This is a genomic window from Rhodococcus tibetensis, from assembly GCF_024438035.1.
Taxonomy (GTDB): domain Bacteria; phylum Actinomycetota; class Actinomycetes; order Mycobacteriales; family Mycobacteriaceae; genus Rhodococcus_F; species Rhodococcus_F tibetensis.
The window spans coordinates 201574-220786 of the sequence record NZ_JANFQF010000008.1; the positions used below are offsets into that span (position 1 = coordinate 201574).

Consider the following 19213-nt stretch of genomic DNA (forward strand, 5'->3'; position numbering starts at 1 on the left):
CTCCCTGCCTTTCTGATGCCACCAACGAGCTGCGGAAGACCCGCAGGAGACCCTATTATCCCCTGCCCGGGCTCCCACTTTTCGCTGAGGGTTACCTGACTCGGCGTAGCCCCGGGGTGAGCGCCGCACGCGAGCCTATCCACTGCTCGCCCTGCTGTGCCGCCCTCGCCAGCGCGCCCCGTTCACCGAGATACGCGGCCACCACACCGATCACCGGCACGTTGCCGAGCAGGGAGGAGGTGCGGCCCGGCCCCGGCCGTTGATCGAGTTCAGTGGTGAGTGCGCGCAGCGTGCGGGCCGTGCGCCACAACACGCCGATCAGTGCGAACGGGCGCCACGACGACTCGGTTACGACCGGGCCGGACTCGTCTCCGTCGGCAGACACAGTGCGGGCATCGATCTCGCGCCGGCACAGCACCGACGCCAGCAGATCCACCTGCTCGGCGCGCTCGGTGACGCCGTGCTCCCGTGCAACGGCGACCAGTACGAGCGCCTGGTTCGCGAACCCGAGCAGATCTCGGATGGGCAGCCGGTTCAGGAGGACGCCGAACATGCCGGGGAATGCGACGGCGATGGTATTGAGCGCCCCGATGCGCGTCACCCACCACCGTGCGCGTTCCTCGTCGTTCGCCTTCTCCCACGACGCAGTTCCCGGGAATTGGATCGTGTCCAGCACCCAGGCGATGCCGTCGAGCACGGCTTCCGCGGCGCTCCGCTCCTCCTGTGTCGGCACGAACGTCCGGCCCTTGATTCCGAACGGGTCCGTCATTGCCAGATCGAGCACGGGGTTGATGCCTCGTGCGGCCCGATCCAGTATTCCGACGACCTTGTCGTCTCCAAGTCGATCCGTATCGCTCATGCTGCCGGTGACCTTCCTTCGCGTCGTGCATGTGTGGTGGTGCGTTCGCGTGCCGGGCGGCCGATTCCCTCGGCGATGGCCCGCAGTTCCTCGACGGTCTTCTCGGAGCCGTGCTCGGACCCGGCCATCCGGGAGATGGTTTCCTCCATCAGGGTGCCGCCGAGGTCGTTGGCGCCGCCCTGCAACATCACCTGAGTACCCGTGACACCGAGTTTCACCCAACTTGTCTGAATGTTCGGGATACGGCCGTGCAACATGATCCGGGCCAGGGCGTGGACCGCGCGATTGTCTCGGTTGGTCGGGCCCGGACGCGACGCACCCGCCAGATACAGCGGCGCGCTCTGGTGCACGAACGGCAGCGGCACGAACTCGGTGAAACCACCGGTCCGATCCTGGATCCCGCGCAGCACCCGCAGATGCCCCACCCAATGCTTGGGGTTGTCGACGTGGCCGTACATCATCGTCGAACTGGACCGCAGCCCCACCTCGTGCGCAGTGGTCACCACCTCGACCCAGGTGGCCGTGGGCAACTTGCCCTTGGTGAGCACCCAGCGGACCTCGTCGTCGAGGATCTCGGCGGCGGTGCCCGGGATGGTGTCGAGGCCGGCCTCCCGCAAGTCGGTGAGCCAGTCACGGATACTCTGACCACCCTTGGCAGCACCGTTGACGATCTCCATAGGACTGAACGCGTGCACGTGCATCGACGGCACCCGCGCCTTCACCGCGCGCACCAGGTCCGCATATCCGGTGACCGGAAGTTCGGGGTCGATGCCACCCTGCATGCAGACCTCGGTGGCCCCGGCGACGTGCGCCTCCCAGGCCCGGTCCGCCACCTCCGACGTCGACAGGGTGAACGCGTCCGCGTCCCCCTTGCGCTGCGCGAACGCACAGAACCGGCAGCCGGTGTAGCAGATGTTGGTGAAATTGATGTTCCGGTTGACCACGTAGGTGACCTCGTCACCGACGGCCTCCTTGCGGAGCGCGTCGGCCAACGCCACCATCGCCTCGAGTCCCGGACCCTCGGCCGTGGCCAGGGCCAGGTACTCGTCGTCCGTGCACCCGGCCGGATCCCGTTCCGCGCTGCGCAGCGCGGCCAGGACGTCGGTGTCCACCCGCACCGGGCCGCTCAACTCCAGCACCTGCTCGCGGACGGTCTCCCAGTCCCCGAATGCGCTACCGAGGTCGCTGCGGGTCTGCGTGTTACGCCCGTCCGTATCGATCCCGGTGTTCAGGTCTACCCGGCCGGTCGACTCCCACGACTCGTCCGGCTCCTGCCAGGGCAGGCCCACGGGCGTCGTATCGCGCCTCGCCAGCCCGGTCTGCGGGTCGGCGAGCGCCTGTACGTGCCCGAGAATCCGCGGATCGATCCACGGCGAGCCGGCCAGCACGAACTGCGGCTGCGCCGCCGTGCGCTCGGTGAGCTCGAACCCGGCCTCCGCCGTGATCGCGGCCAGGGTGTCCAGGTTCGGCCACGGACGCTCCGGGTTCACGTGGTCCGGGGTCAGCGGCGACACTCCACCCCAGTCGTCGACACCCGCACCCAGCAGCGCGGCGCATTCGGTGTTCGACACCAGGTTGGGCGGCGACTGAATCCGCATCCCCGGGCCCAACAGCAACCGGGACACCGCGATCGACGCCAGGAACTCCTCGAGGCCCGCGTCCGGGGCATCGCGCATCGCGGTATCGGGTTTGGCCAGGAAGTTCTGGACGATCACTTCCTGAATATGACCGAACGCCTTGTGCGACTTGCGGATCGCCATGATCGATTCCGCCCGCTCCCGCACGGTCTCACCGATGCCCACCAGAATGCCCGTCGTGAACGGCACGTTCAGTCGGCCCGCGTCGGTGAGCGTCCGCAGCCGCACCGCCGGATCCTTGTCCGGGCTGCCGTAGTGGCACTCCCCCTTGTCGGTGAACAATCGGGTGGCCGTGGTCTCGAGCATCATGCCCATCGAGGGCGCCACCGGCTTGAGGCGGGAAATTTCTTCCCAGTTCATCACCCCCGGGTTTAGGTGTGGCAGCAGCCCGGTCTCCTCGAGCACCCGGATCGACATGGCCCGCAGGTAATCGAGCGTCGAGTCGTAACCACGCTCATCGAGCCACTGCTTGGCCTCGGGCCACCGATCCTCCGGACGGTCACCCAACGTGAACAGGGCTTCCTTGCACCCCAATTCGGCACCCTGCCGGGCAATCTCGAGCACCTCGTCCGGCTCGAGGTACGCACCGCGCCCCTCGGCCCGCAGCTTGCCCGGCACGGTCACGAACGTGCAGTAGTGGCACTTGTCGCGGCACAACCGCGTCAAGGGAATGAACACCTTGCGTGAATAGGTGACCGCTCCCGGCCTCCCGGCCGCCAGCAGCCCCGCATCACGGACCTTCGCCGCCGACGAACACAGATCAACGAGACTTTCGCCCCGGGCCTGCAGCAGGATCGTCGCCTCGTCGACGTTCAACGTCGCGCCGTCGCGGGCGCGGCGCAACACGCGTCGCATAGCGGATGCGGAAGGTGCCACTTCCTGCACCGATGCGCCAGTCGGGGTCGCCGCTGGAACACCCGGCATGGGGAGCATGGTGGGCCGGCCGGTTTCTTCACCTGAATGGGTCACCCAGCGATCATGCGCCACGCACGAGCGCGCGTGCCACCCAGACTCCCCGAGCGGCGGGTACGGCTATTCGCGCGGATAGTCTTCGTCGTCCGGGACGACTCGACTCTGCTCTGCGGCGTCGGCCTCGTTCACTTCCAAAGACGACAACTCCTCGACCTGGTCGGTGGGCTCGTCGTCGACGGCCAGATCCTGCTCCAGACGGTCGGCTTCGGGTACCTCCGGAGAGTTGGCCGCATCGAATGACGTCATGTCTGCGCTCCTTTCACTTCGGGGGGACCTCCCACGATAGGTCGGTTCTCGACAGAATGCCGGTACACGGCCAAAGTAGGGGCATGAGTGCGCCCGCCACCGTCACCATGGCCGACCCGCTGTGGCGACCCAGTCCCCGAGCCAGGCAGTTGTGGGCAATCAACGCCGCACTCCTGTGGCTACCAGTCTTCGCCCTCCAGGCGGTGGGCGCCTTCGTCGGCAGCTGGTGGCCGGCGTGGGCCCAGATCGCCGTTTTGGCAATCACTCTCGCCCTTGCACTGCTGCACGTCACCGTCGTTCCGTTCTGGCGTTATCGCGTGCATCGCTGGGAGATCAGCGACACCGCCGTGTACACGCGCACCGGATGGTTCACACAGGAACGACGCATCGCACCCATCTCCCGGGTACAGACGGTCGACACCGAACGCGGTCCCATCGACCGCATGCTCGGACTCGCCACTGTCACCGTCACCACGGCCTCGTCGGCCGGTGCGGTCAAGATCACCGCCCTCGATCAGGACATCGCCGATCGCACCGTAGCCCAGCTCACCGAGATCGCCGGCACCAACCTCGGTGACGCCACGTGACCGCAGCCCCGCGGCCCGGAGTCGCGCCTCCCCTCGCGCACGGTGAGGCCGCGGTCGCTGCCGAGGCGGAACAACCGTGGCTCCGCCTGGATCGACGGATGCTGCTGGTGCACCCGGTGAGCGAGATCGTGAAGCTGCTCCCGGTCCTGTTGCTGTCGCTGGTGGTGGGCAGCCAGAGCGGCAATCACGTGTGGGGCCTGATCGCGGTGGTCGCGTTCGTGGCTCTCGGTCTGTCGCGCTGGTTCACCACGAGCTACCGCATCGGCCCCGTTCACGTGCAACTGAGACAGGGACTTTTCCGCAAACGGCTTCTGTCCATTCCACGAAACCGCATCCGGTCGGTGGATGTCGAAGCGGGCGTCCTGCATCGCCTCCTCGGGTTGTCGATCGTCCGGATCGGCACAGGACAGCAGGTCGGGTCCAAACCGGACGCGGCGACGTTCGAACTCAATGCGCTCTCCGCCGCCCTCGTGCCGGATCTGCGCGCCGCTCTGCTCACCCGCACACCCGAAACAGTGCCAGGACCCGACGCGAGCGCGACCGAGTCCCCTGTCCGCGAGATCGGCCACTGGAAGCCCACCTGGGTTCGATACGCCCCGTTCTCGATAACCGGGGTGGTGACCATCGGCGCGATCGTCGGCGTTGCGTTCCAGTACGGACTCGCCCGGGAGATCGCTCGGTCGTCGACGGTGACCGAAGGTATCGAGTCGGCCGAACGGCTCGGTGTCGCGCTCGTCGTGGTCGTCGGAATCGTCCTACTCCTGATCGCTGCCAGTGCGCTGGCGTGCGTCCGCTATCTCCTCGCGTACGGCAACCTGACCCTCACCGACAACGGGCGGACGCTGCACGTCAGCCACGGCCTCCTGAAGACGCGGCAGACGACTCTCGACCGTGCGAGGTTGCGCGGCACGACCTTGAAGGAGCCGTTGCTTCTCCGGCTGGCCGGCGGCGCCCGGCTCGATGCCGTCATGACCGGCGTGAGCGCCGAGAAGCACGAGTCTTCTCTCCTGCTCCCCCAGGCGCCGCGCCGAGAAGCCGAACGGGTGATGGCCACGGTGATCGGAGACAGTCGTCAAGCCGCGGTGGCCCTCCAACCGCACGGGGCTGCCGCGCGACGACGGCGCTTCACGCGGGCGCTGGCGCCGGCGGGTGTCGCGCTCCTCGCCGCGCTTTTGCTCGTGAGCCTGGGCCGGCCGGTGTTCTGGCCCGTCTGGGTGGGGATCGGTGTGTTCACGATCGGCGCCGCCGCCCTCGCGTGGGACCGGTACCGCGGGCTCGGCCACGCGGTTCTTCCCGGTTGGCTGATCACCCGCAGCGGCTCCCTCGACCGGGCCCGCGACAGCCTCGAAGCGAACGGCATCATCGGGTGGACCGTCCGCCAGACGTTCTTCCAACGCCGGTCGGGGGTGGCCACCGTCATCGCCGCCACGCCGGCGGGCACCGGGAAATACCTCGTGATCGACCTGCCTGCCGATCAGGCCTGGACTCTCATCGAGTCCGTCACTCCCGGTGGAGGTGACGTGTGGGCGCGCCGCTGAACGACATCGCGCGTCTCGAGGCCGAACTCGTCGACTGCCGGGCCTGCCCCCGTCTGGTGGAGTGGCGAGAGAAGGTTGCCCTCGAGAAGCGCGCCGCCTATCGGGGTGAGACATATTGGGGCCGACCGGTTCCCGGATTCGGACCACCCGACGCCGCGATGCTGATCGTCGGACTCGCTCCCGCCGCACACGGCGGCAACCGGACGGGACGCATGTTCACCGGCGACCGCAGCGGCGACTTCCTCTACGCCGCGCTGCATGCCGTCGGGCTGGCAAGTCAGCCGACCGCCACGCACATCGGTGACGGTCTCGAGTTGTTCGGCACCAGAGTTACCGCCCCCGTGCACTGCGCGCCGCCCGACAACAAACCCACTCCCACCGAACGGCAGACCTGTCGTCGCTGGCTCGATGCCGAACTGAAGATTCTGCAGCCTCGGCTTCGATCGGTGATCGTGCTGGGCGGGTTCGGCTGGCAGGCGCTGCTGCCCGTGCTGTCAGACGCCGGATGGGTCGTCCCGAAACCCCGCCCCAAGTTCGGGCACGGCGCCCATGTCGAACTCGCCGGCCGAACCGAACCTCTGCACCTGTTCGGGTGCTACCACGTCAGCCAGCAGAACACCTTCACCGGCCGATTGACCCCCAGCATGCTCGAAGCCGTACTGGCCGACGCCGGACGCGCTGCGGGGCTCCTCGGGTAGCCGCGCGCTCCCGACCGCCCCGCCCGCCCCCGGCCACCGCACGAACGGGACGCCCGTTCGATCTGACGCAACGGGCGTCCCGTTCGTCCGACACGCGAAGAACGTCACCGCCGGTTCGGCAGTTCCTCGATGATGAACTTGGCCATGCTGCCCAGTCGCGAGCGGGTAGGTTGCAGGGTGTCGACGCCGAGCACGGTCAGAGGCGACGCCGTCACCGAGCCGACGCAGATCGCGGCCACCGGCCCGTTGAACGCGCGCACCAGAGCATCGACACGGCCTGCATCCTTCGCGGTGCTCAGCAGCGAGGACACCGCCGGCGCACTGGTGAAGGTGACCGCGTCGACGTCCCCACGGACGATGCCGTCGAGCAGCGCCCGCAGGGGTCGTTGATCGATTGGGCGGATCCACCGGTACACCGACACCGCCGTGGTCTGCGCGCCCGCCTCGGCCAGGGAGACACTCAGATCGGTGATCGGTTCCCATTCCGTGATCGTCCCGTGCAGCTGGACTGCAACGTGTAATCCCCGCACGCCCTCGGCGATGAGGTGATTCGACACTTCCTCCGACGACTCCGTCTCCGGGGACCATTCTTCCCGTAGGCCCGCGCCGCGCACGGCGCCTTTGGCCTTGGGGCCGCGGGTGATGATCCGTGCCGTACGCAATGCGCTGAGGAGACCGTCTTCATCGCCCCAGGCCCGTGCGGCGTCCATCCACCCCCGGAAGCCGACGGCCGTACTGATCACGACGAGGTCCGGCGGCGACGCGATGATGTCGGATGTGCGTGCTTTCAGATCGGAGTCGTCCACCAACGGCAGCACATGGATGGCGGGGGTGTGCTTCACGGTGGCACCGTGCCGTTCGAGCAGCGTGACGAACTCCGCGGCTCGGCGTTCGGCGGTGACGGCGATGGTCAGTCCCGCGAGTTCATCGTTCGACATTGTCCCAGTGTGACGGACTTTCCGGCTTATGCTGACGATATGATCACCGCTGTGCACACGCTCGTCTATGCCGACGACGCCGAGGCTGCCCGCGATTTCTTCCGGGACGTGCTGGGCTGGGACCACGTGGACGCCGGGGGTGGCTGGCTGATCTTCCGCACCGGACCCTCCGAGATGGGCGTGCACCCCACGTCGGACGACCGCGGCGGGGAGCCGTGGTCGACGCAGCCTCACCACGAGATTTCGCTCGTGTGCGACGACATCGAGGCGACGGTGGCCGAGCTGGAGGAAAAGGGCGCCGAGTTCACCCGGGACATTCGCGACGAAGGATACGGCCGCACTACCGCTCTGAAAGTTCCCGGGGCCGGCGAGATGATGGTGTATCAGCCGCAACACCCGGTCGCGTACTGAGAGATATATGCGATCAGGCGGAAACCGGGGAGGTCGGCGGAACCGCCGACCCGACCTTCCACAGATACGCAGCAGGTGAAATCAACCCGCCGAGAAAGAGCAGCAATGTCCACGCGGACGCGAGCAGGAGAATGTCGCCGCCCGGACCGCCCAACATGCAGAGCAGGAAGCCTGCGGTCCACCCGACGAGCGGTAGGGCCGCGGAACCCACCCGGCCGGTCGCGGACCGCGCGGCGATCACCAGGGCCACGTTGACCGCTCCGGCGACGAGAATGCTGACCGGGAACGGTGTCGCCCCGAGATACATCGGCAGAAAGAGAACGGCGAGGACGGCGCACAAAAAGCCGTCGAACACCAGCAGCGCAAGGGTAACCCTTGCGAGAACGTCCGTATGTTCAAGTTTCGCTGCGGTGCCGACGGCCATGTGTCAATAGTGGATCAGGCTACCGGCGGGTAGCCCAGCAGGGTCAGCAAGTGACTCTGCATGTCGGCAAATCCGTACAGCACGCTGTAGTACAGCTCGCGCTGGGCGGGCCATGACGGTTTCAGCGTGTCGACGAACGCCACAATGGCGTTCTGAACATCCCAGTTGTACATCGAATGCCTCTCCTGACGGGTGTCACAAGGACTCGGCCGAAGCCGCTGCGTGACGTGCGCCACAGTGTAATACGTCATGCCCGTCACAGTTGAGTGCGGTCGTGGCGCACACACCCGGGTTCAGAGTTCGACGCCGCCGAAGAGGTCGCGCTCGCGACCACGTCCGTCGACCTGCCCTGACAGACCACGGGCCAGCACGAAGTGTTCCTCCGTGAGGATGGGCTGCGCGATGGCGTTGGAGAGCGCGTACTCGGCACCTCCGGGTGCCACCGTCACCTGCGTGGCATGAGCCGCGAGAGCGGCCCGTTTGGCGTCGTACACCTCCCGCACGTCGATCACCGTGGTCACGTCGGAGTCCGGCACGCTCGGTAGTTCGCCGGGCTCGGGCAGTCGCCACCCCTCGGGAAGGTCGCCGATCCGGCAGATCCCCGACTCGAGCGCGCTTGCCTCGGTGACCGTCCAGTACAGCTTGGACACCGACCACGGCTCGCCGGCGTCCGGGAAACTTGTGGTCCCCGCCGCCTCCACGGCAGCCTCGGTGAGGCCATGCGCCTGGATGTGGTCGGGGTGCCCGTAGCCGCCGTGCTCGTCGTAGGTGACGACGACGTGCGGTCGCAGCTCCCGAATGACCGCCACCAGGGCCGCGATTGCGGTCTCTCTGTCCGCGTTGACAAAGGCACGAGGATTGGCCGCCGACGGGGTGCCCGCCATTCCGGAATCCCGAAAGTGTCCAGCCCCCAGAAGGAATCGCGGCCGTCCGGCGCCGAGAATCGAGAGAGCCGACGTCAGTTCACCGATCCGGTATCCGCCGAGTTGATCGGCCGCGCCGGCAACGAGCCCGGCCCAGTCGTCGCCGATCACCTCGCCTTCCTCACCCAGCGTGCAGGTCAGGACGTGCACCTCGGCACCCTCGGCGGCGTAACGCGCAATGGTGCCACCGGTAGTGATCGTCTCGTCGTCGGGATGGGCATGGACGAGCAGCAGTCGCCGGTCGGTCATTCCTCGATCCTGCTCCAGTCGGCTGCGTCACTGAAGATCCCCACCGGCACAGCGCCCGACAGCGACACTCCCTCGACGCCAGGCCCTGCCGCGACCAACGTACGGTCCTGCATGATCGGCAGCACGGCGGCAAGATCCCACAGTCGGCGATCCGCGTCGGCCAGGGCCTGCGATACGTCGCCCGCACCGCGCAGCGCGGCGTCGATCGCGGGCTGCAGCGACGGGTCGCACACGCCGGACAGATTGGACGGCGCGTCCGCTTCTGCCGTGGAATCACGTTCTGGCGCAGCGCCTTCGGTGTGCGTCTGAACCCCGGTCGCTGCGGCGGTCGGACAACTGTGCCGAGAGGCCAGCGCGGTTGCGGGATCGGACCCGTCGCGCGACCACCCGACGACGGCACCGATCTCGCCGCTCGTCAGCGCTTCTCCGTACAACTCTTCCGCCGGAACGGATTGCACGCTCGCGTCCACTCCGGCACCACGCAACTGGTCGGCGGCCGTGTTGGCGACAGCGCCAGCGGTGTCGTCCCCCTCCGGAGTTCCGATGACGAGCGTGAGCGGCACGCCACCGCGGACGAGCCTCGCCTGGGGCACAGTTCCGGCGGGATCAGGGGTGGGCGTGGCAGTTTCGGCGATATATCCGTACTCCGCGAGCTGTGTCAGGACCTGTTCGCGCGACGGACGCGCGGGCGCGGTGGCGGTGTAACCCGGGTCCGAGGGGGCGTACACCTGCGAGCGCGTGGGAACGGCGGCCGCGTCGCTTCCCGCCCCGACGACCGCTAGAAGATCTGTGTCGAGCAAGTCCAGCAGACTTCTGCGTACCCGGACATCCGCGAGTTCTGGCACCCGACCGTTGAGTGTCAGCGACAGTCCTCGCGGCTGGAACGACGCACCGGTGCGCACGGTCGGAATCGCCGCGAGCTGAGCGGAAGCCGCTGTCCCACCATGAATCTGAACGATCTGCGTGTCGTTGTTGCGCATGGAGTCGGCGAGCTGCGACGGGGTTCCGTCACGCCGCATGAGGATCTGGTCCGGGGTCGCCGGCTTGCCCCAGAACCGATCGTTACGTTCGAGCAGGATCTCGTCGCGACCGCGGTCGATGGACTTGATGTGGAAGTGTGCGCCCGACACCGGGATGTTCTCGGACAGACCGGTGGCGAATCCCCCCGGCGAATCCTTGATCAGGTGCGACGGCAGCAGGTCGGTGAACAGTTCTCGCCACGCCGGGTACGCGGACTTCATCACCACGTTCACGGTCTTGCCACCGCCCGACGACCGCACGTCCTCGATGAGTTGATAGCCGGCCGGGTCGACGGCGCCCGGGGCGCTGATCATCTGCTGCCACAGATAGCGGAAGTCCTCCGCGGCGATGGGCGCGCCGTCGGACCATTGGGCTTCGTTGCGCAACTGATAGGTGATGGTGAACGGTTCCTGCGAAGACACCTCGGCGGAGATCACGAGCGAGGAGTCGGGGACCCAGTTGCTGCCGCCCGCACGCTGGGGGTCGGGCACGGGGCGGAACGGGCTCGGCAGGACGAGTGCACTGACAGCGGAATTCGCCGGCGATTGATCCGACAGAAGATGCGGATTGAATCCACTGCCGACGTCGTCGATAGCCACCACGACGGGCTGTTTCTCCGTGGGTGAGACGGTGGGTTTGGGGCTGTCGGTGCTCTCCACAGGAGGCGGCGGATCGGCCGTGCACGAGGTGAGGACCGTCGTGGACACTGCGAGAAACACCGCGGTGGTCACGAGCCCGTTGCCACGCCTTCGACGCCGCACTCCCCACGCCCTGTCGAACGAACCCCCAGCAACCACCGCGCCGCCTTTCCTCAGAGATACCGGAAGGCTCCGGAAACCCTCGAGCGAATGTACCTTCGGTCGGCGATCGACCGAAGGAACATCCGCCCGGTTGTGTCTTACGTGGTCGGACGCGCGACCTACAGGGCCGCCTTGTCGCGGGCCTTGGAACGCGAACGCTCACGGGCGCGGTCGGTGGCCGACAGGTGCACCTTGCGCACGCGTACGACCTCCGGGGTGACCTCGACGCACTCGTCTCCGGCGCAGAACTCCATCGCGCCCTCGAGTTCGAGCTTGATGGGCTTGGCGAGGGTCTCCATCACGTCGGCGGAGGACTGACGCATGTTGGTCAGCTTCTTCTCGCGGGTGACGTTGATGTCGAGGTCCTCCTGGCGCGGGTTGATGCCCACGACCATGCCCTCGTAGGTATCGGCACCCGGCTCGACGAAGAAGGTGCCGCGGTCAGCCAGCTGAATCATCGCGAACGGGGTAACGGTGCCGGTGCGGTCCGAGACGAGCGAACCGGTGTGGCGCGCACGGATCTCGCCCGCCCACGGTGCGTAACCGTGGAACACGGCGTTGGCGATGCCGGTGCCGCGAGTCTCGGTGAGGAAGTCGGTACGGAAACCGATGAGGCCACGCGAGGGGACGATGAACTCCATCCGAACCCAGCCTGCACCGTGGTTCGCCATCTGGACCATCTTGCCCTTGCGGTTGGCCAGCAGCTGGGTGATGGCACCGAGGTACTCCTCGGGGCTGTCGATCGTGAGCTCCTCGAAGGGCTCGTGCACCTTGCCGTCGACCTGACGGGTGACCACCTGCGGCTTGCCGACGGTCAGCTCGAAGCCTTCGCGTCGCATCTGCTCGACGAGGATGGCGAGCGCGAGCTCACCACGGCCCTGAACCTCCCAGGCGTCCGGGCGGCCGATGTCGAGGACTTTGAGCGAAACGTTGCCGACGAGCTCCTGGTCGAGGCGGGACTTCACCATGCGGGCGGTCAGCTTGTGTCCACTGACGCGGCCGACGAGCGGCGAGGTGTTAGTGCCGATGGTGACCGAGATGGCGGGCTGGTCGACCGTGATTCGCGGCAGCGGAACCGGGTTTTCCAGGTCGGCAAGGGTGTCGCCGATCATGATGTCGGGGAAGCCCGCGACGGCGACGATGTCGCCGGCGACCGCCTTCTCGGCGGGCTGACGCTCGACGCCCTTGGTCGCGAGCAGTTCGGTGATCTTCGCCTTGGTGACGACGGGCTCGCCGTCCACCTCACGGCACCAGGAGACGGTCTGACCCTTGGTCAGCTCGCCGTTGTGGATGCGTACCAGCGCAAGACGCCCCAGGAATGCGGACGCGTCGAGGTTGGTGACGTGAGCCTGCAGCGGAGCGTCGACGTTGCCCTTGGGCGCGGGAACGTAGTTCAGCAGCACCTCGAACAGGGCGTCGAGGTTCTCGGCGTCCGGTGCGTGACCGTTCTCGGGCTGGCTCTTGGACGCCTTGCCCTCACGGCCAGAGGCGTAGAGGACCGGGAGATCGAGCGCGAGTTCGGCGGCTTCCGCAGCTTCGTCGTCGAGATCCGACGCGAGGTCGAGGAGCAGGTCGTGGCTCTCGGAGACGACCTCTTCGATGCGGGCGTCGGGGCGGTCGGTCTTGTTGACCACGAGGATCACGGGCAGCGACGCGGCGAGCGCCTTGCGAAGCACGAACCGAGTCTGCGGCAGCGGGCCCTCGGAGGCGTCGACGAGCAGGACGACACCGTCGACCATCGACAGACCGCGCTCGACCTCACCACCGAAGTCGGCGTGACCGGGCGTGTCGATGACGTTGATGACCGTGACACTGCCGTCGGCATGATGCTTGTGGACGGCGGTGTTCTTCGCGAGGATGGTGATGCCCTTCTCGCGTTCGAGGTCGCCGGAGTCCATGACGCGATCGACCAGTTCGGCGCGCTCCTCGAAAGCCCCCGATTGGCGCAGCATGGCGTCGACGAGAGTGGTCTTGCCGTGGTCGACGTGTGCGACGATGGCAACGTTACGGAAGCTGGTGATGGTCACGCGATGGCTCTCCTGGCTGAGTTGATTCGGCCACGCGAAAGTTCCCTCGCACGGCATTCTGGCGGCCGCATTGTCATCCTGATTCAGAAAATCCCTCGTCGAGGCGATGGCAATATCGCCCATACAGGCATCGCGGCCACGTAAATACTACCCGCCCGGAGGCCAGTTCCGCGCATCGCCGACGTCGAGCGCCATGGACCATCAGCGTAAAGTGATCTGCGCCACGCAGTGTGCGGGCCGGCTCGCGGGCCGACCGGGGACCAAGGCGAGACCACGCTAGCCTGGGTCGAGCGTCGCATCCGGTGCTCCATCCGATCAGGGAGGCCGAGCCGAGCATGGGCAAGATCAAGGCCACCGAGGTGTCGGGCCTCAAGCCGAAGAAGAAATGCTGTCGCAGCAAGAAGCGCTGTCTCAAGTGCCCCGTGGTCATCATGCGGATGAAGAAGCTCGAGAACGAAGGCGCCTCCAAAAAGGAACTCAAGAAGGGCCTCGCGAAGGCCCGCAAACCCTGAGCCTGCCCTCGCGGATCCGCTGCCCTCAGATCCCACTGTCGAGGTACGGGCGCAAGTCGGGCACCCAACCTCGATCGTTGGCGACCAGGTCGACCTCTCCTAATTCCCGGCCGTTCACCCATCGCAGCTGGGCGTGGTCGAGTGCGGACGGCGTTCCCGACACCAGCTCCACCCGGTATGCACGGAGCACGCGCCCATCGGGAAGAGGCACGTCGTTCCCCACCCGGGTGCCGCCTGCCACCTCGACTCCGAGTTCTTCCCGCAGTTCCCGCCGGAGCGCGTCCTCGGCCGTCTCCCCTGCTTCGGCCTTGCCGCCCGGCAGTTCCCACAGGCCCGCCAGCTCCGGCGGTCGCATCCGCTGGGCGAGCAGGAGGCGTCCGTCGACGATGATCGCCGCCGCCACCACCTCGCCGACGTCAGCGGTGGGTCTTGCAGGTTCCCTCGGCACCGCACCATCATGGGGTATGGCCGAGTTGCTGTCAGACGGAAGTATCGACACCGGGCTCGCCGGGCTGCCCGAGTGGCGGCGTACCGGCGATTCCCTGGTCCGCACCATCGAGTCGCCGAGCTTCATCGAAGCGATAGAACTGGTCCGGAAGGTTGCCGCCGCGGCGGAGGCCGCCAATCACCATCCCGACATCGACGTTCGCTGGCGCAAGGTCACCTACACCTTGTCGACCCACTCGGCCGGGGGAATCACACAGCTCGATCTGGATCTCGCTGCTCAGATCGATGTGCTGGCGGGGTAGGCGTCCGCTTCGTCCGCCGACCCGCCCACGCCACCCAGGCGTACACACCGAAGGCGCCCACGACATCGACGGTGCCGAGCCAGGCGAGCACTGCAGGCCTCGAGATGAGCCAGATCGAGTCCTGGAAGAAGCTCAGGACCCACGGCACCCCGATCAGGGTGGTGACGAGCCAGTACCCCGCGACGATCCGGGTGCCTAGCATCGACCCGTACGGGCCGTGAAGCAGCCAGATCAGCATCGGGATCACCCACACCCAGTGGTGCGACCACGAGATCGGGGACACGAGCAGTCCCAGCAGCTCCACGATGACGAGCGTGCCCAGCCTGTCGTCGCGGGCAAGAGCACGCCACGCGAGCACCGCCAGGACGACGGTGACCACGACGGCCACCAACCAGACCGCGCCCGTCCCGACGTCGTACCCCAGCAGCCGGGACAGCGCCCCACGCAGGGACTGGTTCCAGACCGAACCGACCGGACCGATGCGATCTGCGTCGCCGAGGAGGTGGGTGAAGTACTCGCGGGCCTCGGACCCGATCAGGAGATAACTGATGCCGACGGTCGCGGCGAAGGCCACCCCCGAGAAGACGGCAGCTTTCCATCTGCGTTGCAGCAGGAAGTACAGCCCCGTGATGGCCGGAGTGAGTTTGATGCCGGCGGCGAAGCCTACGAGCGCACCCGACAGCCACCACCGCGAACTGCGTACCGCAGTCATCACGAGCAAGGCCAGGAAAACATTGATCTGGCCGTAGTCGAGTGTGGTGCGCACCGGCTCCAGCCAGACGCCCACCGTCGTCCACAGAAGTGCCGCCGCCTGCCACCGAGGACGACGCGCCGCGGCGCCCAGCACGAGACTCAGGCTGAGGCGAGCCAACGCATACAACGCGAGGATGGTGAGCAACTGCCAGCAGACGCCGACCAGCCCGAACGGCAGAAAATGCAGGGGGAAGAAGACGAGCGCGGCGAAGGGCGGGTACGTGAACGGCAGTGGAAAGTCCGGTGTCACTTCCGAATAGGTGAAGTCGTACAGACTGCCACCGCCGAGGGCCTCCGAGCCGTCGACGTAGACGTGTAAGTCGACGAGGTTCATGCCGTTGGGACTCAGCAGCGTCCAGGCCATCCGCCCGAGCACCGACAGCGCGAGAAGCACGGGCGCGCAGCGCAACAGCGCGCGGGCTACGGAAACACCTTGTGACGAGGGAGAAGACGGGTCCTCGGAGCCTGCTCCGCCGTCGGACGCTCCGTCGTGGGACGCTGCATGGTCGGACACAGTGTGGCGCTCTCCCGTGAGGTGTGTAGACGTCTCAGCCGATCCTGAAACGGTCTCGCACAGCGTAGACGCCCGGGCCCACGCGCCTCGTCGTGTCCGTAGTAGCGCGTAACAGTTGCATCACCATCACCACTGACCCCACTAGTCACACGCTATGGTTCCGGGAAGGATCACCGCCGGGGTCGACATGCCATACACTCCCCATCGGGGTGCCGCAGCTTCCACGGGATGCACTCGTCAGCTGTACAACCCGGGGGCGCTGTACATAGAGTGACCCCCCGAGCCGTAAGACGTGGATTGGATTGTCGTTCACGCTGTTATGACAAGGATGGGGAGACTGTGCTTCGAACCCGAGGTATGCGCAGGGCATTGACTGCTTTCGCAATTGCCGCAGCAGCAGCGATGGCAGTGCCGGTACAGGCATCCGCGCAGCCGGCGCCGCCGCCCGTGCCCGAGGGCATACCCGTGGAGATGCTCGCGTCGTTCGCTCCCGCGATCATCGGCGCAGCCGCCGGTACCGCAGACGTCGCCGCCAGTCCTCAGGCCGACCTGCTCGCGCAGGCACGCAACCTTCTCGAGTCCCCCGGGATTCCTCCCGAAATCAAGTCCACGCTCGAGCGCGTCATCACGTTCCTCGACGGCAGCGGTGGTGGTGGCCCCGAGATCCCGCAGGACAACGCACCGGTCATCGCGCAGTTCCTGTACCCGACGCTCGGTAAGGGCTGCATCGGAGAGGGCGCCGACTCCGTCGGCACCGCACTCGCCGTGCCCGGCCCCGCGCATCTCCCGCCGCCCGGACCCCAGGCCGGACAAGCAGGCTTCGTGTTCACGGCACTCGGAACCAGCGCGGTCGCTCCCGAGCAGCCCAATCCCCTGACCGTCACGTGGATCAACCTGGACAACCAGCGCCGCGCAACCCAGAACCTCACCAACGAGGCGCGGATCAACCCTGACGGCCCCGCCACACTGTCCGCGATCGCCGACACCGGCCCCGGTCGCGTGATCGCTGTCGTTTCCGGTGGACTGACCACACAGAAGGAAGGGGCGGCACCGATCACGTGCAGCTTCCTCCCAACCGTGGGCATGTTCCGCGTCGCGTGAAGTAGTCGAACTCGCGAAAAGACCCCCGGACATCCGGGGGTCTTTTCGTCGGTCCGAGGCCGATCACTGTTTGCCGGCGGCACCACCGTGGTAGACCGAGGAATGCCTCCCGCGACGCAACCCTTCCGCCGTTCACATCGATCCCGGCACGGCCACCGCTCGATACTGTCGATTCGATCGGAAGGATCCATCCTTTCGATCGGGTCGGCCTACTCCGTTCTGTCCATCGGCAGCGTCGGCTCGGTCCTGTCGATCGGGTCGGCCGGCTCGATCGGGTCGGTGCTGAGCACAGCCTCGTTCGGGAGCTTGGGCTCTGCTCTGTCCGGGCTGTCGGGCTGGTCGCTGATGTCGTGGCGCGGATGGCACGAGTCGCCCCAGGAACACCCCCACCTCACGGTCATCGCCGAAGAACCCGACCTCGCCCGGGACACGACAGCCCACGTGCAGTCCTGAACCCGCGCGCTCGCGCCCTTCACGCCCCATCAAAAGATCCGTCGGGAACTACGACCCATTGACGAAGAACGCGGTGTAGAGGAACGACGCGACGGTGTAGCCGAAGTCGATGAGCAGATCCATGGTGAAACCTCCGGTGTCGAAGTGAAAGAAGAGACACCTGTTGCATCGGAGTCGACTCGCCCAGTGTTTCAGATCGAATCCCGCTCACCGGGAACTTCCCCACGCCCGCAGTGAAACGTGTTCTCATTCTCGTAGGAGCTCATCGACGAGCGTCATCCGAGGGAAGGACACGTGCATGTCGTGGAGCCGGGCCGAACTGGACGAGGCATTCGCGCACTATCAACGAAGCGTCAACCGTTGCGTCGAACTCGGTGATTGGAACGGTTTCGCCGACCTCTTCACCCAGGACGCCACCTACGCGGAGCATGCGTTCGGAAATTTCGAGGGGCGCGAGGCGATCCGCGCATGGGTCACGCGGACCATGTCTGCGTTTCCCGGCAGCCGAATGACACAGTTTCCCGCGAACTGGTACGTGATCGACGAAGAACGCGGATGGGTGATCTGCGAAATCGATAACCCGATGGAAGATCCGGGAGATGGCTCGGCGCACGCGGCCGCCAACATCACGATCCTCCACTACGCGGGCGACAACCTGTGGTCGCGGGAAGAAGACGCGTACAACCCGCTGAATTTTCTTGCCACAGCCAAGAACTGGTGCCGCGCAGCGGAAGCGGCGGGAACGCTTCCCGACGATGCTCGGAAGTGGCTTGTCCGGATGGGCGAGAAGCCCACAGGTTAGGCGCTCAGCACAGCTAGAAGCTCACCACTGGCCGTAGTCGGGGGCGAGAATGTCGTTGAGGTCGATGCCGACGCCGTCGACCGTGCTGGCGTCGATTTCGTACTGGTGCAGATGTGCTTTCGGGTGGACGAACCCCTCCGGTGTACCCCAATCGTGCTGCCAGTACCACGATCCGAGTCCGGCGAGGATGGCTAAGTCGAGCGTCGGGGAGTTCGCGTAGATTCCCGTATTCGCCTTACCCACCACCGATTCCCAGCCGGCGAGATAGGGCGCGATCATCGTGAGAAAGTCTGCCGGCGTGGGATTGTCGTCGATCGACGCATAGATCGGCTTGTTCTCGGGACCCCCGGCCGCGAGGTGGAGCTCGAGTCCGCGCTCCGCGTGACGTTTGCCCGCCTCGAGTCCGCCACGCCAATCCGCCGTCGAACCTTTCCCGAACTGGTAGCAGGACACGACAGACAACCCCGCCTCTTGCAATGCGCTCGCCTCGTCGGCGCGGAGCGGTTTACCCACCATCCACTCCGCCCCCGGCCGCCGATCCGACACGTACCTGATGGCCCCGGCGTATCCGGCCGCGCTGATCGCCTCTGCAGACGGCACTCCGCCCGAGTAGTCGATGAGCGTGCCGAGACTGTCGGCATGCGCCACCGCCCCCGATACCAAGTTGGAGGTGAGCGCGGCAACTCCGGCCACGGCCGACCCCGCCGCCGCGTACCGGAACAGGTCTCGTCGAGAAATATGCACTGTGCCCCTCATATCCAATCGGTCGCGCCCCGGCGTGTCGTCGACGTGTGGTTCCGCTCAGTAGTTATCTTGTTCGGTTTGCATTCCACCACACTCACTGGTGTCCCGCCAGCCACTTGCACGACATCAGTCACACTGGACACTCGAGTTCGGCGAAGCACCATCGCGCGAGTCACTGCCTCCTGTCGATGTGACGCCCAGCCAGGTGCCGGGGCGGCGTGAGGGACCACACGTTGCACGTTACTCCGATTAACAC

The 19213-nt window shown here is 66.6% G+C and carries 21 protein-coding genes; 9 read left to right on the forward strand and 12 right to left on the reverse strand.

Annotated elements, in window-relative coordinates; translation table 11 throughout:
* Window positions 1–91: 91 nt before the first annotated feature.
* The 3 genes from NOF53_RS12205 to NOF53_RS12215 form a co-directional block, all read right to left on the reverse strand.
* Window positions 92–859, reverse strand: a complete 768-nt coding sequence (locus tag NOF53_RS12205) for a hypothetical protein (protein ID WP_255968533.1) — start codon at window positions 857–859, stop codon at window positions 92–94.
* Window positions 856–3429 (reverse strand): bifunctional FO biosynthesis protein CofGH, encoded by a 2574-nt coding sequence (locus NOF53_RS12210; protein WP_255968631.1) that lies wholly within the window; start codon window positions 3427–3429, stop codon window positions 856–858. The genes NOF53_RS12205 and NOF53_RS12210 overlap by 4 nt, the downstream gene beginning before the upstream one ends.
* A gap of 99 nt (window positions 3430–3528) precedes the next feature.
* Entirely contained in the window at window positions 3529–3714 is a 186-nt protein-coding gene (locus NOF53_RS12215; protein ID WP_255968534.1) for an Rv3202a family protein, read from the reverse strand.
* Window positions 3715–3797: 83 nt separating this feature from the next.
* On the opposite strand from NOF53_RS12215, the gene NOF53_RS12220 reads away from it, so the two are divergent.
* The 3 genes from NOF53_RS12220 to NOF53_RS12230 are packed head-to-tail and all read left to right on the forward strand — an operon-like array spanning window position 3798 to window position 6537.
* Complete coding sequence (locus tag NOF53_RS12220; protein ID WP_255968536.1) at window positions 3798–4301, forward strand: PH domain-containing protein; 504 nt, start codon at window positions 3798–3800, stop codon at window positions 4299–4301.
* Window positions 4298–5839 (forward strand): PH domain-containing protein, encoded by a 1542-nt coding sequence (locus NOF53_RS12225; RefSeq protein WP_255968538.1) that lies wholly within the window; start codon window positions 4298–4300, stop codon window positions 5837–5839. The genes NOF53_RS12220 and NOF53_RS12225 overlap by 4 nt, the downstream gene beginning before the upstream one ends.
* The gene (locus NOF53_RS12230) at window positions 5824–6537 is read left to right on the forward strand and encodes a uracil-DNA glycosylase (protein ID WP_255968540.1); all 714 of its coding nucleotides are present in this window, start codon (window positions 5824–5826) and stop codon (window positions 6535–6537) included. Before NOF53_RS12225 ends, NOF53_RS12230 begins: the two co-directional genes overlap by 16 nt.
* 104 nt (window positions 6538–6641) lie before the next feature.
* Here the strand turns inward: NOF53_RS12230 and NOF53_RS12235 are convergent, their stop codons facing one another.
* The gene (locus NOF53_RS12235) at window positions 6642–7475 is read right to left on the reverse strand and encodes a uroporphyrinogen-III synthase (RefSeq protein ID WP_255968541.1); all 834 of its coding nucleotides are present in this window, start codon (window positions 7473–7475) and stop codon (window positions 6642–6644) included.
* Window positions 7476–7514: 39 nt separating this feature from the next.
* Between NOF53_RS12235 and NOF53_RS12240 the strand changes: the two genes are divergently transcribed.
* Window positions 7515–7886 carry a VOC family protein gene (locus tag NOF53_RS12240; RefSeq protein WP_255968543.1) on the forward strand — a complete coding sequence of 124 codons (372 nt, stop codon included), beginning with the start codon at window positions 7515–7517 and terminating at the stop codon, window positions 7884–7886.
* 13 nt (window positions 7887–7899) lie between these two features.
* On the opposite strand, the gene NOF53_RS12245 is transcribed toward NOF53_RS12240, so the two are convergent.
* The 5 genes from NOF53_RS12245 to typA form a co-directional block, all read right to left on the reverse strand.
* Window positions 7900–8310: a hypothetical protein gene (locus tag NOF53_RS12245; protein ID WP_255968545.1), complete on the reverse strand. Its 411-nt coding sequence runs from the start codon at window positions 8308–8310 to the stop codon at window positions 7900–7902.
* Window positions 8311–8324: 14 nt separating this feature from the next.
* A complete protein-coding gene (locus NOF53_RS12250) occupies window positions 8325–8561 on the reverse strand; it encodes a hypothetical protein (RefSeq protein WP_255968645.1) in 237 nt (78 codons plus the stop codon).
* 42 nt (window positions 8562–8603) lie between these two features.
* Complete coding sequence (gene mshB, locus NOF53_RS12255; protein WP_255968546.1) at window positions 8604–9482, reverse strand: N-acetyl-1-D-myo-inositol-2-amino-2-deoxy-alpha-D-glucopyranoside deacetylase; 879 nt, start codon at window positions 9480–9482, stop codon at window positions 8604–8606.
* Window positions 9479–11299: an ABC transporter family substrate-binding protein gene (locus tag NOF53_RS12260; protein ID WP_308213810.1), complete on the reverse strand. Its 1821-nt coding sequence runs from the start codon at window positions 11297–11299 to the stop codon at window positions 9479–9481. Before NOF53_RS12260 ends, mshB begins: the two co-directional genes overlap by 4 nt.
* A 122-nt stretch (window positions 11300–11421) precedes the next feature.
* Window positions 11422–13329 (reverse strand): translational GTPase TypA, encoded by a 1908-nt coding sequence (gene typA, locus NOF53_RS12265; RefSeq protein WP_255968548.1) that lies wholly within the window; start codon window positions 13327–13329, stop codon window positions 11422–11424.
* A gap of 335 nt (window positions 13330–13664) precedes the next feature.
* Between typA and NOF53_RS12270 the strand changes: the two genes are divergently transcribed.
* Window positions 13665–13841: a hypothetical protein gene (locus NOF53_RS12270; protein ID WP_255968550.1), complete on the forward strand. Its 177-nt coding sequence runs from the start codon at window positions 13665–13667 to the stop codon at window positions 13839–13841.
* A gap of 25 nt (window positions 13842–13866) precedes the next feature.
* Here the strand turns inward: NOF53_RS12270 and NOF53_RS12275 are convergent, their stop codons facing one another.
* Window positions 13867–14247: a (deoxy)nucleoside triphosphate pyrophosphohydrolase gene (locus NOF53_RS12275; protein WP_308213813.1), complete on the reverse strand. Its 381-nt coding sequence runs from the start codon at window positions 14245–14247 to the stop codon at window positions 13867–13869.
* 58 nt (window positions 14248–14305) lie between these two features.
* Between NOF53_RS12275 and NOF53_RS12280 the strand changes: the two genes are divergently transcribed.
* Window positions 14306–14590: a 4a-hydroxytetrahydrobiopterin dehydratase gene (locus NOF53_RS12280; protein WP_255968552.1), complete on the forward strand. Its 285-nt coding sequence runs from the start codon at window positions 14306–14308 to the stop codon at window positions 14588–14590.
* On the opposite strand, the gene NOF53_RS12285 is transcribed toward NOF53_RS12280, so the two are convergent.
* A complete protein-coding gene (locus NOF53_RS12285) occupies window positions 14538–15857 on the reverse strand; it encodes a mannosyltransferase (protein ID WP_255968554.1) in 1320 nt (439 codons plus the stop codon). The genes NOF53_RS12280 and NOF53_RS12285 overlap by 53 nt on opposite strands.
* Before the next feature lie 357 nt (window positions 15858–16214).
* On the opposite strand from NOF53_RS12285, the gene NOF53_RS12290 reads away from it, so the two are divergent.
* The 3 genes from NOF53_RS12290 (at window position 16215) to NOF53_RS12300 (ending at window position 18213) form a co-directional block, all read left to right on the forward strand.
* Window positions 16215–16958: an Rv1157c family protein gene (locus tag NOF53_RS12290; RefSeq protein ID WP_255968637.1), complete on the forward strand. Its 744-nt coding sequence runs from the start codon at window positions 16215–16217 to the stop codon at window positions 16956–16958.
* Between the two features lie 102 nt (window positions 16959–17060).
* The gene (locus tag NOF53_RS12295) at window positions 17061–17411 is read left to right on the forward strand and encodes a hypothetical protein (protein ID WP_255968556.1); all 351 of its coding nucleotides are present in this window, start codon (window positions 17061–17063) and stop codon (window positions 17409–17411) included.
* 298 nt (window positions 17412–17709) lie between these two features.
* Window positions 17710–18213 carry a nuclear transport factor 2 family protein gene (locus NOF53_RS12300; RefSeq protein WP_255968557.1) on the forward strand — a complete coding sequence of 168 codons (504 nt, stop codon included), beginning with the start codon at window positions 17710–17712 and terminating at the stop codon, window positions 18211–18213.
* A gap of 21 nt (window positions 18214–18234) precedes the next feature.
* Here NOF53_RS12300 and NOF53_RS12305 read toward each other — a convergent pair whose 3' ends face one another.
* Complete coding sequence (locus NOF53_RS12305; RefSeq protein ID WP_255968559.1) at window positions 18235–18969, reverse strand: DUF1906 domain-containing protein; 735 nt, start codon at window positions 18967–18969, stop codon at window positions 18235–18237.
* Window positions 18970–19213 lie beyond the last annotated feature (244 nt).